Annotated in this window: 9 protein-coding genes; all 9 read left to right on the top strand. The window is 38.1% G+C overall.

What is annotated here, in order from left to right; genetic code table 11:
• Positions 1-111 precede the first annotated feature (111 nt).
• A protein-coding gene (prfB, locus tag RYL77_RS02485) for a peptide chain release factor 2 (protein WP_315009604.1) occupies positions 112-1,207 on the top strand; the annotation gives its coding sequence in 2 pieces (ribosomal slippage) (positions 112-183 and positions 185-1,207; 1,095 coding nt in all).
• Positions 1,208-1,224: 17 nt separating this feature from the next.
• Positions 1,225-1,917 (top strand): cell division ATP-binding protein FtsE, encoded by a 693-nt coding sequence (gene ftsE / locus RYL77_RS02480; RefSeq protein WP_000022265.1) that lies wholly within the window; start codon positions 1,225-1,227, stop codon positions 1,915-1,917.
• Positions 1,910-2,836 (top strand): permease-like cell division protein FtsX, encoded by a 927-nt coding sequence (gene ftsX / locus RYL77_RS02475; protein ID WP_315009601.1) that lies wholly within the window; start codon positions 1,910-1,912, stop codon positions 2,834-2,836. The genes ftsE and ftsX overlap by 8 nt, the downstream gene beginning before the upstream one ends.
• A gap of 182 nt (positions 2,837-3,018) precedes the next feature.
• On the top strand, positions 3,019-5,199 hold the full coding sequence (locus RYL77_RS02470; RefSeq protein ID WP_315009599.1) for a PTS transporter subunit IIBC: 2,181 nt from the start codon (positions 3,019-3,021) through the stop codon (positions 5,197-5,199).
• A gap of 51 nt (positions 5,200-5,250) precedes the next feature.
• Positions 5,251-6,066 carry an endonuclease/exonuclease/phosphatase family protein gene (locus tag RYL77_RS02465; RefSeq protein WP_315009597.1) on the top strand — a complete coding sequence of 272 codons (816 nt, stop codon included), beginning with the start codon at positions 5,251-5,253 and terminating at the stop codon, positions 6,064-6,066.
• 291 nt (positions 6,067-6,357) lie between these two features.
• Positions 6,358-7,701, top strand: coding sequence for a DEAD/DEAH box helicase (locus RYL77_RS02460; protein WP_049522019.1), 1,344 nt, complete (start codon positions 6,358-6,360; stop codon positions 7,699-7,701).
• A gap of 365 nt (positions 7,702-8,066) precedes the next feature.
• Positions 8,067-9,257, top strand: a complete 1,191-nt coding sequence (gene metK, locus RYL77_RS02455; RefSeq protein WP_315009596.1) for a methionine adenosyltransferase — start codon at positions 8,067-8,069, stop codon at positions 9,255-9,257.
• An 89-nt stretch (positions 9,258-9,346) separates the two neighbouring features.
• Positions 9,347-10,738: a peptidoglycan-N-acetylglucosamine deacetylase PgdA gene (pgdA, locus tag RYL77_RS02450; RefSeq protein ID WP_315009595.1), complete on the top strand. Its 1,392-nt coding sequence runs from the start codon at positions 9,347-9,349 to the stop codon at positions 10,736-10,738.
• Positions 10,739-10,939: 201 nt separating this feature from the next.
• A partial coding sequence (locus RYL77_RS02445) for a S8 family serine peptidase (RefSeq protein ID WP_315009593.1) occupies positions 10,940-15,579 on the top strand: 4,640 nt, incomplete at its 3' end.

Below are 15,579 nucleotides of genomic sequence, written 5' to 3'. Positions count from 1 at the left end.
AAGTTACTTTGAGAAGTTACGCTTCTTTTTTCATGAAAAGGGGAGTAGAGCAAAAGATGGAAAGAAATAAGAGATTATGGTATAATGAAACGATATAAAAAAGGAGTATTTATGGACATTTCAGTAATCCGTCAAAAAATTGACGCAAATCGTGAAAAATTAGCTTCTTTCAGGGGGTCTCTTTGACCTCGAAGGTTTAGAGGAAGAGATTGCCATCTTGGAAAACAAGATGACAGAACCTGATTTTTGGAACGATAATATAGCGGCCCAAAAAACGTCGCAAGAATTAAATGAATTAAAAAACACTTACAATACCTTCCATAAGATGGAAGAGTTGCAGGATGAAGTTGAAATTTTATTAGACTTTTTGGCTGAAGACGAGTCGGTTCAAGCAGAACTGGTAACGCAGTTATCAGAACTCGATAAGATGATGGCTAATTACGAGATGACCCTTCTCTTGTCAGAACCTTATGACCATAATAATGCCATCTTGGAAATCCATCCAGGATCTGGTGGTACAGAGGCGCAGGACTGGGGTGATATGTTGCTTCGTATGTATACTCGTTATGGTAATGCTAAAGGCTTCAAAGTAGAGGTTTTGGATTATCAAGCTGGTGATGAGGCTGGTATCAAGTCAGTAACTTTATCATTTGAAGGGCCTAATGCTTATGGCCTTCTCAAGTCGGAAATGGGTGTGCACCGTCTGGTGCGAATCTCGCCATTTGATTCTGCCAAACGTCGCCATACCTCTTTCACATCTGTAGAAGTGATGCCTGAGTTGGATGATACCATTGAAGTAGAAATCCGTGAAGATGATATTAAGATGGATACCTTCCGTTCAGGTGGTGCTGGTGGACAAAACGTTAATAAGGTTTCAACTGGTGTACGTTTAACACACATTCCAACTGGAACTGTCGTCCAGTCAACGGTCGATCGTACCCAATATGGAAATAGAGATCGTGCCATGAAGATGTTGCAGGCTAAGCTCTATCAAATGGAGCAAGAAAAGAAAGCTGCGGAAGTTGATTCCCTCAAGGGTGAGAAAAAGGAAATCACATGGGGAAGTCAAATTCGTTCTTATGTTTTCACGCCATATACTATGGTAAAAGATCACCGAACTAGCTTTGAAGTTGCTCAGGTAGATAAGGTCATGGATGGGGACCTAGATGGTTTTATCGATGCCTATCTCAAGTGGCGAATTAGCTAAGATAGAAAGGAAGTCACATGTCAATCATTGAAATGAGAGATGTCGTCAAAAAATACGACAACGGAACGACTGCCCTACGCGGTGTTTCGGTCAGTGTTCAACCAGGAGAATTTGCTTACATCGTAGGACCTTCGGGAGCAGGGAAGTCAACTTTTATTCGTTCTCTATATCGTGAAGTAAAAATCGATAAAGGAAGTCTATCAGTTGCTGGTTTTAATCTGGTTAAGATTAAGAAGAAAGATGTCCCTCTTCTACGTCGTAGTGTTGGGGTTGTTTTTCAGGATTATAAACTCTTGCCAAAGAAAACGGTCTATGAAAATATTGCTTACGCTATGGAAGTAATCGGGGAAAATCGCCGTAATATCAAAAAAAGGGTGATGGAAGTTTTAGACTTGGTTGGGTTGAAGCACAAGGTTCGTTCTTTCCCAAATGAGCTCTCAGGTGGAGAGCAACAGCGGATTGCGATTGCGCGTGCTATTGTAAACAATCCCAAAGTATTGATAGCCGATGAACCAACAGGAAACTTGGACCCGGATAATTCATGGGAAATCATGAATCTCTTGGAACGGATTAACCTACAAGGGACAACTATTTTGATGGCGACTCATAATAGCCAGATTGTAAATACCTTGCGCCACCGTGTCATTGCCATTGAAAATGGCCGTGTCGTTCGTGACGAATCAAAAGGAGAGTATGGATACGATGATTAGTAGATTTTTTCGCCATTTATTTGAATCACTAAAAAGTTTGAAACGAAATGGTTGGATGACAGTGGCTGCTGTCAGCTCAGTCATGATTACTTTGACCTTGGTTGCAATATTTGCCTCTGTTATTTTCAATACTGCGAAACTAGCTACAGATATTGAAAATAATGTCCGAGTAATGGTATACATTCGTAAGGACGTAGCTGATAATAGTGAGACTATTGAAAAAGAAGGTCAAACTGTTACAAATAATGACTACCACAAGGTATATAATGCTTTGAAGGGGATGCCTACAGTTAAGAGTGTTACCTTTTCAAGTAAAGAAGAACAATATGAAAAATTAACTGAGACAATGGGGGACAACTGGAAAATCTTTGAAGGTGATGCTAATCCTCTCTATGATGCATATATAGTAGATACTAACACACCAAGTGATGTAAAGACAGTAGCGGAAGAGGCTAAGAAAATTGAAGGTGTATCAGAAGTTCAAGATGGTGGTGCCAATACAGAACGCTTGTTTAAGTTAGCCTCATTTATTCGTGTCTGGGGACTAGTGATTGCTGGCCTCTTGATTTTCATAGCAGTTTTCTTGATTTCTAATACCATTCGTATTACAATTATTTCCCGTAGTCGAGAAATTCAAATTATGCGCTTGGTTGGTGCTAAGAATAGCTATATCCGAGGACCATTCCTACTTGAGGGTGCTTTCATCGGATTATTTGGCGCAACCCTTCCATCAGTTTTAGTACTAGTTGTTTATCAAATGGTTTACCAATCGGTTAATAAGTCATTAGTAGGTCAAAACCTTTCTATGATTTCACCAGAAGTATTCAGTCCATTGATGATTGCCTTATTGTTTGTTATTGGAATTTTTATTGGTTCAATTGGATCAGGAATTTCAATGCGACGTTTCTTAAAGGTTTGATAGCACATTTTAGGGTGTTATAATAATACAAATATAAAAAAGGAAGTATAAAAACTTTCTTTTTTTCTTAATTTTTTTAATAAAAGCCTTTACAAAAAAAATTAAAGTGGTATAATGAATACATAGTTAAGTGCAAACGTTTTCGTAAAACGTTTGCCTAAATAAAAATAAAGGAGATTTGAATGATGAAAGATACATTCAAAAATGTCTTGTCTTTCGAGTTTTGGCAAAAATTCGGTAAGGCTTTGATGGTGGTTATCGCCGTTATGCCGGCTGCTGGTTTGATGATTTCAATCGGTAAGTCGCTTGTGATGATCAACCCTAACTTTGCCCCACTCGTTATTACTGGTGGTGTACTAGAGCAAATCGGTTGGGGAGTCATCGTTAACCTTCATATCTTGTTTGCCCTCGCTATTGGAGGAAGCTGGGCTAAGGAACGCGCTGGTGGTGCGTTTGCGGCAGGTCTTGCCTTTATCCTAATCAATCGTATCACTGGTACAATCTTTGGCGTATCAGGAGATATGTTGAAAAATCCAGAAGCTATGGTAACAACTCTCTTTGGTGGCTCAATCAAAGTTGCTGATTACTTCATTAGTGTTATGGAAGCACCAGCACTTAACATGGGTGTGTTCGTAGGGATTATCTCAGGTTTTATTGGAGCAACTGCTTACAATAAATACTATAACTTCCGTAAGCTTCCTGATGCACTTTCATTCTTTAACGGAAAACGTTTTGTACCGTTTGTAGTTATTCTTCGTTCAATAATTGCTGCAATTGTACTTTCTGCTTTCTGGCCAGTAGTTCAAACAGGTATCAATAGCTTTGGTATCTGGATTGCTAACTCACAAGAAACTGCTCCAATCCTTGCACCATTCTTGTATGGTACATTGGAACGTTTGCTCTTGCCATTTGGTCTTCACCACATGTTGACTATCCCAATGAACTACACAGCTCTTGGTGGTACTTATGAGGTCTTAACTGGTGCAGCAAAAGGTAGCCAAGTATTTGGTCAAGACCCACTTTGGCTTGCATGGGTAACAGACCTTGTAAACCTTAAAGGTACTGATGCTACTCAATATCAACACTTGTTAGATACTGTTCACCCAGCTCGTTTCAAAGTTGGACAAATGATCGGTTCATTCGGTATCTTGATGGGTGTGATTGTGGCTATCTACCGTAATGTTGATGCTGACAAGAAACACAAATACAAAGGTATGATGATTGCTACAGCTCTTGCAACATTCTTGACAGGGGTTACTGAACCAATCGAATACATGTTCATGTTCGTCGCAACACCTATGTATCTTGTTTACTCACTTGTTCAAGGTGCTGCCTTCGCTATGGCTGACGTTGTGAACCTACGTATGCACTCATTCGGTTCAATCGAGTTCTTGACTCGTACACCTATTGCGATTAGTGCTGGTATCGGTATGGATATCGTTAACTTCGTTTGGGTAACTGTTCTCTTTGCTGTAATCATGTACTTTATCGCAAACTTCATGATTCAAAAATTCAACTACGCAACTCCAGGACGTAACGGAAACTACGAAACTGCTGAAGGTTCAGAAGAATCTAGCAGCGAAGTGAAAGTTGCAGCAGGTTCTCAAGCTGTAAACATTATCAACCTTCTTGGTGGACGTGCAAACATCGTTGATGTTGATGCATGTATGACTCGTCTTCGTGTAACTGTTAAAGATGCTGATAAAGTCGGTGATGCAGAACAATGGAAAGCAGAAGGAGCTATGGGTCTTGTCATGAAAGGACAAGGAGTTCAAGCTATCTACGGTCCAAAAGCAGACGTATTGAAATCTGATATCCAAGATATCCTTGATTCAGGTGAAATCATTCCTGAAACTCTTCCAAGTCAAATGACAGAAGCGCAACAAAACACTGTTCACTTCAAAGGTCTTACTGAGGAAGTATACTCAGTAGCAGACGGTCAAGTTGTTGCTTTGGAACAAGTAAAAGATCCAGTATTTGCTCAAAAAATGATGGGTGATGGATTTGCTGTAGAACCTGCAAATGGAAACATTGTATCTCCAGTTTCAGGTACTGTATCAAGCATCTTCCCTACAAAACATGCTCTTGGTCTTGTGACTGAAGCAGGTCTTGAAGTATTGGTTCACATTGGTTTGGACACAGTAAGTCTTGAAGGAAAACCATTTACAGTTCATGTAGCTGAAGGACAAAAAGTTGCAGCAGGTGATCTTCTTGTCACAGCTGACTTGGATGCTATCCGTGCAGCAGGTCGTGAAACTTCTACAGTGGTTGTCTTCACAAATGCTGAAGCTATTAAATCAGTTAAATTAGAACAAACAGGTTCTCTTGCAGCTAAAACAGCAGTTGCTAAAGTAGAATTGTGATACACTTGAGGTTGGAAGCTGTTTTCCAACCTCTTGTTTTAGGAGAAAAGCATGAAATTTTTAACACTCAATACTCATAGCTGGATGGAAAAAGAAGCTGAGGAAAAATTCCAGCTCTTGCTTGAAGATATTCTTGATAAAGACTATGATTTGATTTGTTTCCAAGAAATCAATCAGGAGATTACTTCGCCAGAGGTGGAGGTTAATGACCTTTATCAAGCTTTGCCAGCAGCTGAGCCTATTCACCAAGACCATTATGTTAGACTTTTGGTTGAAAAGTTGTCAGAGCAAGGAAAAAATTACTATTGGACTTGGGCCTATAACCATATCGGTTATGACCGCTACCATGAAGGTGTGGCTATCTTGTCTAAAACACTTATTGAAGCCAGAGAAATTTTGGTTTCAGATGTGGATGATCCAACAGACTATCATACTCGCCGTGTTGCCCTGGCTGAAACTGTAGTCGATGGTAATGAACTTGCAGTTGCCAGTGTCCACCTTTCTTGGTGGGATAAAGGTTTCCAAGAAGAATGGGCACGATTTGAGGCTGTCTTGAAAGAATTGAACAAGCCGCTTTTGCTAGCTGGAGATTTCAACAATCCGGCTGGACAGGAAGGCTACCAAGCTATTTTAGCTTGTTCATTAGGGTTACAAGACGCCTTTGAAGTTGCTCAAGAGAAAAGTGGTAGCTATACTGTTCCACCAGAAATTGATGGCTGGAAGGGGAACACTGAACCCCTTCGAATCGACTATGTGTTTACTACCAAAGAGTTAGAGGTGGAAAATTTACATGTCGTATTTGATGGAAATAAGAATCCACAAGTTAGTGATCACTATGGCTTGAATGCTACTTTAAACTGGAAATAATGACTGATACTCTTCGAAAATCTCTTCAAACTACGTCAACGTCGCTTTGCCGTATAGATGTTACTGACTTCGTCAGTTCTATCTGCAACCTCAAAACAGTGTTTTGAGCAACCTGCGGCTAGTTTCCTAGTTTGCTCTTTGATTTTCATTGAGCATGAAAAGAGGTTGGGATTATAAAATTCCAGCCTTTTTCTGACTAGAAAAGCTACTGGAAATAGCCTAAATAAGTGAGACTACTGTAATGGAATAAAATATGGTATAATTGATAAGATAGATAGAATCGAGGATATTATGTCATTTACGAAATTTCAATTTAAAAACTATATTAGAGAAGCCTTGGAGGAGTTGAAATTTACAACTCCAACAGAGGTGCAAGACAAGTTGATTCCTATTGTTTTGGCAGGTCGTGATCTAGTCGGTGAATCAAAAACAGGTTCGGGTAAGACACACACTTTCTTGTTACCGATTTTCCAGCAGTTAGATGAAGCTAGTGATAGTGTGCAAGCAGTCATTACTGCACCAAGCCGTGAGTTGGCTACTCAAATTTACCAAGCGGCCCGTCAGATTGCTGCCCACTCAGATGTCGAAGTTCGTGTGGTTAATTATGTGGGTGGTACGGATAAGGCTCGCCAAATTGAGAAATTGGCAAGTAATCAGCCTCATATTGTTATCGGAACGCCAGGTCGCATCTACGACTTGGTTAAATCTGGTGACCTGGCTATTCACAAGGCTAAGACCTTTGTTGTCGATGAGGCAGACATGACCTTGGATATGGGATTCTTAGAAACGGTTGATAAGATTGCTGGAAGCCTTCCAAAAGACCTGCAATTCATGGTCTTCTCAGCAACTATTCCACAAAAGTTGCAGCCATTTTTGAAAAAATACTTGTCAAATCCTGTTATGGAGAAAATCAAGACCAAAACGGTCATTTCTGATACCATTGATAATTGGTTGATTTCGACCAAGGGCCGAGATAAGAATGCTCAAATTTACCAGTTGACTCAGTTGATGCAACCTTATTTGGCAATGATTTTTGTTAACACTAAAACGCGTGCTGATGAATTGCATTCATATCTGACTGCTCAAGGCTTGAAGGTGGCAAAAATCCATGGGGATATTGCCCCTCGTGAACGCAAGCGAATCATGAATCAGGTAAAAAATCTGGATTTTGAGTATATTGTCGCAACAGATTTGGCAGCGCGTGGAATTGACATTGAAGGTGTCAGCCATGTCATCAATGATGCCATTCCGCAAGATTTGTCCTTCTTTGTTCACCGTGTTGGTCGTACTGGACGAAATGGCTTACCAGGTACAGCTATTACCCTTTACCAGCCAAGTGATGACTCGGATATCCGTGAATTGGAGAAATTGGGAATCAAGTTTACTCCTAAGATGGTCAAAGACGGGGAATTTCAAGATACTTATGACCGTGATCGTCGTGCCAACCGTGAGAAAAAGCAAGATAAGCTTGATATCGAAATGATTGGTTTGGTTAAAAAGAAAAAGAAAAAAGTCAAACCAGGTTATAAGAAAAAAATTCAATGGGCGGTTGATGAAAAACGTCGTAAAACCAAGCGTGCTGAAAATCGCGCTCGTGGTCGTGCAGAGCGTAAAGCAAAACGCCAAACATTTTAAGGTAATTGTTGGAGTGATGAGCTCCAACCTTTTTATTTATGAGAACGAACTATCTAAACAGAAACACTACATTAAAGACTGCAAATTGCGCTTAAAAATGGTATAATGGTAAAGTTATATAGTCCCGATAAGATGGTAGAAATTTCTATTTTTTCTTTTGAGTCTCAATTCGCAAATACTGACGGCTCCAAAGTCGTTCGTCATTCTACGGTTGTCGCAATAATGCGGTTACCCTATGCACCTGACTAGCTTCAGAAATAAAAAAGTATCGTTTTTATTTCTTTCGTGTTGTAACTCTAAGATAATGGAAATACCTACTAGTACTTTGTAACTCTATAACACTATTTTTAAGGGGGGACATTTTTATGTCAGAACGTAAATTATTCACGTCTGAATCTGTATCTGAGGGGCATCCAGATAAGATTGCAGACCAAATTTCAGATGCGATTTTGGATGCTATTTTAGCTAAGGATCCAGAGGCGCACGTTGCTGCTGAGACAGCTGTATATACTGGTTCCGTCCATGTTTTTGGTGAAATATCTACAAATGCCTATGTGGATATTAACCGTGTGGTTCGTGATACCATTGCAGAGATTGGCTACACCAATACAGAATATGGTTTTTCTGCTGAGACGGTGGGAGTCCATCCGTCACTTGTTGAGCAGTCACCGGATATCGCCCAAGGTGTTAACGAAGCCTTGGAGGTTCGTGGAAATGCAGATCAAGATCCATTGGACTTAATTGGAGCTGGAGACCAAGGGCTCATGTTTGGATTTGCAGTAGATGAAACAGAAGAGCTCATGCCATTGCCAATCTCACTCAGTCATAAATTGGTTCGTCGTCTGGCAGAGCTTCGTAAGTCTGGGGAAATCAGCTATCTTCGCCCAGATGCTAAATCACAAGTTACAGTTGAGTATGATGAAAATGACCGCCCAGTACGTGTGGACACCGTCGTGATTTCTACTCAGCACGATCCAGAAGCCAGCAACGAACAAATTCACAATGATATCATTAACAAGGTTATCAAAGAGGTTATTCCAGCCTCTTACTTGGATGAGCAAACAAAATTCTTCATCAATCCAACTGGTCGCTTTGTAATCGGTGGGCCTCAAGGAGACTCAGGCTTGACTGGTCGTAAGATTATCGTGGATACCTATGGTGGCTACTCTCGTCACGGTGGTGGTGCTTTCTCTGGTAAAGATGCGACTAAGGTGGACCGTTCTGCCTCATATGCAGCTCGTTATATTGCCAAGAATATTGTTGCAGCGGGTCTTTCTAAGAAGGCGGAAGTACAATTGGCTTACGCTATTGGTGTTGCCCAGCCTGTTTCTGTCCGTATCGATACCTTTGGTACAGGAACAGTAGCTGAAAGCAAACTTGAAAAAGCGGCTCGTCAAATCTTTGACCTTCGCCCTGCAGGAATTATCCAAATGCTGGATCTCAAGCGTCCAATTTACCGTCAAACAGCGGCTTATGGACACATGGGGCGTACAGATATTGATCTTCCATGGGAACGTTTGGACAAGGTAGATGCTTTGAAAGAAGCAGTCAAATAAAATTTTAAGAGGGGAACTTCCTCTCTTTTTAATATACTGTTTTCTCTAAAATCATTGAAATTATAGCTTGAATTTGATATGATGGTCTTATGGATAAAAGTAGAGCAAATCGTGTTGAATACGATAAAAAGAGAATCGGTTTAATAGCCCTAGTAGCTATCTTTTCAGTAAGTATTTGTGTTCTTGGATCGATGATTGGCTACAAGGTATTTTCAAAACAAAGCTTTGAACAAAAGATTGAATCGCTCAAAAAAGAGAAAGATGATCAATTGAGTGAGGAAAATCAGAAAGATCATTTTCGTAAGGGACAAGCTGAAGTGATTACCTATTATCCTCTCCAAGGGGAGCAAGTGATTTCGTCTGTAAAAGGAATCATAGTGCAGGATATTAAGGAAAATTTAGAAGATAAGGAAAATCTGGTTTTTTATTATACAGAGAAACAGGATTCGACTTTAAAAGGGATTGTTAACCGAAGTGTGATGAAACAAGTCTATGATTTAACTTGGTCAAAAGTTGAAGAGACTGAAAAAACTAGTCTGGCAAAAGTCCATTTGACAGAAGATGGCAAACTTTTTACACTTGATCAATTATTTTCAGATGCTAGTAAAGCCAAAGAAAAGCTGACAAAAGAACTGACTTCTTTCTTACAGTATAAGAAATTGGAGCAAGAAAAGGTCGATCAGCTTGTTAAAGGCTTCTCTGATCAAGACTTGTCTGCATGGAACTTTGATTATAAGGATAGCCAAATTATTCTTTATCCAAGTCAGGAAGTTGAAAATCTAGATGAGATTGCCTTGCCAGTATCTAGTTTCTTTGAGCTTATTCAGTCCTCATATTTGCTAGATAAGGATGCGGAACTTTATAAAGCTTATTTGGAGAAGAAAAATCGTAAAGTAGTAGCCTTGACTTTTGATGATGGACCAAATCCTACAACGACAAATCAAGCATTAGATACACTTTCTAAGTATGGTATCAAGGCTACTTTCTTTGTTTTAGGTAAGAATGTTTCTGGCAATGAAGAGATTTTGAAACGAATGAAAGCGGATGGTCATGTCATTGGAAACCATAGTTGGAGCCATCCAGTTCTTTCAAAACTTTCGCTTGATGAAGCTAAAAAACAAATAACTGATACTGAGGATGCGCTAACTAAGGTGCTGGGTTCTAGCTCTAAACTTATGCGTCCTCCTTATGGAGCCATTACAGACGACATTCGCAATAGCCTCGATTTGAGCTTTATTATGTGGGATGTAGATAGTCTGGACTGGAAGAGTAAAAATGAAGCATCTATTTTGACAGAAATTCAGCGTGAAGTCAAGAATGGTTCTATTATTCTCATGCATGATATCCATGCTGAGACTGTAAATGCTCTACCGAAGGTTATTGACTACTTGAAAGGGCAAGGTTATGACTTTGTAACAGTTCCAGAAATGCTTAATTCACGATTAAAATCACACGAATTATTCTATGACCGTAATCAGTAAGAAGGTTGCTGAAAGACCAATTCAATAGTAAGTAATTTTTCAATAAAGAAATTTAGTCTTGTATCACTCAAGGCTAATTTTTTATGTTTAAATCGTATGATATGATTAATATTACAATTTTGTTACAAAATATTTTTTTGATAGAATTTTCTGATAATTTAGTATATAATACTTTTAATTTAAATAAAAAGGAGTGATTTTATGGGAGGTTGCAAAGATTTTTGTCATCAAAAGTACCAAATAGCAACGATTTTTCTGCTATCGGTCTTTGTATTCGGATTTACTTTCGCACAGGTTAGTGCCGATGAGGGAAAAATTGAAACATCCAATCAAGTTACACATGCAGTAACAATTAATAAATTAGATGATTCAAATAAGCTCGCACCGCCAGTCACGGCTGACAAGAATGCTCTAAATTCTTCTTCAAAGGAAAAAACAGAAGTGACAGAGTCATTAAAAAAAGATGATTCTATAGAGGATAGAGATAGTAAGTCAGATAAGGTTTTAATCATACAGCAAGAAAAGACTGCTATAAAAAGTGAAGAGAAGAAGGAAGAATCAGCAGTAAAAAGCAGTTCTTCTTCCGAAAGTTCACAATCACAATCCTTATCTCAAAGCAGACATAAAGAAAAGCCAAATAGTATCTCCAGTAATGAAATGATTACTGTTCCTAAAACATGGGAAGAAGGATACAAAGGGGAAGGTACTGTAGTCGCTGTTATAGATTCAGGGCTTGATTTGAATCATGAGGTTCTGCGTATTTCTGATCCGTCAAAGGCGAAATTTAAAAATCAGAATGATATCGAAAAAGCTAAAAAGGCTGCTGGTATTGACTATGGGAAATGGTACAGTGACAAGGTAGTATATGCTTATGATTACTTTGATGGAACAGATAATATAAAAGAGGCTGAAAAAGAGTCTCATGGAATGCACGTTACTGGTATTGTAGCTGGAAATCCAGTTAATAAATCTCCGAATTCTGAGAAGGTATATGGAGTTGCACCAGAAGCTCAAATAATGTTTATGAGAGTTTTTTCAGACAGAGATAAAACTACAGCATCTGCCTTTTATGTAAAAGCCATTGATGACGCAGTTGCGTTAGGTGCAGATGTGATCAATATGAGTTTGGGTGCAGGTGCGGGTTCAACGGTAGATGCAGGTTCAGATATTATTGAAGCAGTAAAAAGAGCACGTGCTAAAGGAGTATCTGTTGTTATTGCTGCTGGTAATAGCAATACTTTCGGTAGAGGTTTTTCACAACCATTAGCAGAAAATCCTGATTACGGACTGGTTGGAAATCCCTCTACAGTAGAAGATTCAATTTCTGTTGCTTCGATTAATAATAAAATTCTAACTACTGAAGTCTTTGAAGTAAAAGGTTTAGAAAATGATACTAAACTTGATTATGGTAAGTTTGATTTTAATAGACCTGAAGCAGAAAAAGATTTTGAAAAAGGGAAAGAATACGAATATGTAGCAGCGGGTATTGGTCGTGAAGAAGATTTTGCTAATATTGATGTAAGAGGCAAGTTAGCACTGATTCAACGTGGTAAAATCCATTTCTCTGATAAGATTAAAAATGCTCTTCAACACGGTGCAGCTGGAGTTTTAATTTATAACAACGTTGAAGGTGCAAATGTTAGTATGTCTGTTACAGGTGATGCTAAGAAAATCCCATCTGTCTTTATTTCAAAACATTATGGTGAAATTCTTAAATCTGGTCAGTATAAAATTGTCTTTAATCATAAGATGGATAATCGTAAATCAGATGTTGCAGACCAATTGTCAGATTTTTCAAGTTGGGGAGTTACAACAGATGGACAATTGAAACCAGATGTTACTGCACCTGGTGGAAATATCTATTCATCATTTAATGACAATAGTTATGGAAGTATCAGTGGAACAAGTATGGCGGCTCCTCATATAGCTGGTGTCGCAGCACTAGTCAAAGAATATTTAGCAAAGAAACATCCTGAATTATCAGCTAGTCAAATTTCAGAGATTGTAAAAGCTTTAATTATGTCTACTGCAAAACCACATTTTAATAAACAAACTGGAGCCTATACTTCTCCACGTCAGCAAGGTGCGGGCGTAGTTGACACGATGGCGGCAACAAGCACAGATCTATTTGTAACAGGTACAAATAACTATCCAAGTGTTACTCTTGGCAATGTTGGTGATAAATTTACCTTTGAAGTTACAATTCATAATATTTCGGACAAAGACCAAACATTGAAGATGCTTGTAAATACAAATACGGATGAAGTTGCCGAAGGGAAATTCACTCTCCGTCCACGAAAACTAACTGAAACAGTCTGGCCTGAAGTAACTGTGAAAGCTCATAGTACGAAGACGGTAACAGTTAGAGTAGATACAAGTAAGTTTACTGAAGAACTTAGTAAAATAATGCCAAATGGTTATTTTCTAGAAGGATTTGTTAGATTTGTCAATCCTGCAGATGATGGTTCTGTTATTGGTTTACCATTTATGGGATTTAAGGGAGAATTCCAAAATCTACCTGCAATAGAAAAACCAATTTATAATTTGATTCAGGAAGGAAAAAGTGGATTTTACTCTAAAATTGATAAAGATAATCCAGAAATTTCACCTTCGGACGATGCAACTTATTTAACAAGTTCTGAAAATGATTTAAATGTTTTAAAAGCAGAGCGTCAAGGAAATCGAGTGACTGTACTCGGAGTGAAACAAGATGCCGAAGGAAAATACCATCTTCAATTAGATGAAAAGGGGAACATCCGCCTTGCTATCTCACCAAACGATGATGGTAATAAAGATTCTGTTCAATTTAAAACTCTTGTTTATAGAAACTTGGTAAATCTTCGTGCAACAGTTTATGATTCTTCAGATACAACACATAGTAACCCTATTTGGAAAAGTCGTCCAACAGACCTTGTAAAAAATTATTTTGATGGCGATACTAGAAATCCAAGAAGTTACGTTCTAGATAAAACAGCTTGGGGAGGAAAAGATTCTAACGGAAATCGAGTCTCTGATGGAATTTATGACTATGTTATTAGTTATAAGCCAGATGTCCCTGGAGCTGAAGAACAATACACAACATTTAAAATTCAAATCGATACACAAAAACCTCTGATTACTTCGGGATATATTCGTTCTCAAAAAGATCAAGAACAATTTATAGCTCGTAAACCTCAGGATGTAGGAAATGGGGGAATTCTTTTAGAAAAAGTCTTTTATATTCGTCCTTCTGAAAATAGAGAATCGACAGATTCAGAAATCGAACAGTATCAAATTATCAAACAAAATGAAGATGGTAGTTATACACTTCCTAAGAACATTGATAAATCGAAAATCTTCTATTATGTGGAAGACTTTGCGGGAAATGTAGACTTTATATCTCTAAAAAATCTTGTAGGTGAAGAAAATAGTGGCCGTGTAAAAATTGCTATATTAAATAATAAAACAAAGAGTGAGATTGATACGACTTATGTTTATCGCATTAAAAATAGTGAAGGCCAATATGTAACTGTTGATAAATCAAAAGATATTAATTTCTTGAAATTTGGACATTATGTTGCAGAAATTTTTAGCTATGACCGTACAGAGTTGAAATTTGTGAGTGCTCTATCTAAGGAATTTGATTTAACGAAAGAAAATAGTTTTCAAACTATTACCTTCTTGGCTAACAAAATGAAATATGCCCCAGTAACAATTGGCTTCAATCAAGCTGTTCCTGGAACTACAACGATTACTTTAGTAGGTGAAGACGGTCAGAGTCAAGTCTTGCCAGCTGAAACATATGGTAAACATTCTTATGGTAAGAAAGTGATTCCTGGTGAATATAAGGTTCTTGTAAATCTGTCAAACGGTTATGAATTACTTGATAATCTTCAACCATTTAAAGTTCTGTTTGGTCAAAATAATGTTTTGTCACTTTCAGTTGTTTCTAAGTTAGCCTTGATTGCAGCTTTAAATAAACAAATGGAAGTAGTTAAAACTCCAAGATATTATAATACAAAACAGAATTTAAAAGAGATGTTTGACCAAAGTGTCAAAGATGCGCAACTAGCATTGGGAAGTAAACTTAACCAAGATAAAATTGACCAAATTGTTAAGGCTTTAGAGTCTGCTATGCAAACATTGGATGGTAAGGAATCTGATATCACATCATTGAAGAATGCCATTAAAGCATATGCTGAGACAGTTAAAAAAGGTAAATATATAAATTCTGATCAAGAACGCAAAGGTCAATATGATCGTGAATTTAAACTCTTAGCATTATTAATTACAAAAGATTTGATAACTCAAGATGAAATCGATCGTCTATTGACCACTTTCTTGAAAGCACAAGAACAGCTGAATGGAAAAGAAACAGATTTCATGAGCCTAAAAAATGTTATCGTGGATGAAGTGAAGTTCCAAGACAAAGATCCAAGATTTTTGACAGCTAGCAAAGAGGAGAAGGATGCATATAATCTTATTTTCAGCAAAGCTAAGCTACTTTTAGAAAATTCAGAAGCTAGTCAAGAAGAAATTAATGCAGTAATCAATGCTCTAAAAGAGACGACTGTAAAACTGAAGGCTAATAAAGTAGAGATTCCAACCAAACCAGTTGCACCAGTTAAGCCGGTTGATCCAACTAAAGAAGTTGCACCAGTTAATCCAACTAAACCAGTTGTACCAGTTAAGGCAGTTAATCCAGCTAAACCGGTTGTAACGATTAATCCAGTTAATCCAGCTAAACCGGTTGTAACGATTAAACCAGCTAATCCAACTAAACCAGTTGTAACGATTAAACCAGCTAATCCAACTAATCCAACTAATCCAACTAATCCAACTAATCCAACTAATCCAACTAA

The sequence above is a fragment of the uncultured Streptococcus sp. genome (assembly GCF_963516515.1).
Lineage (GTDB): Bacteria > Bacillota > Bacilli > Lactobacillales > Streptococcaceae > Streptococcus.
The sequence above is the reverse complement of the archived record's forward strand: the minus strand, read 5'-3'. Positions and strand labels throughout refer to the sequence as shown.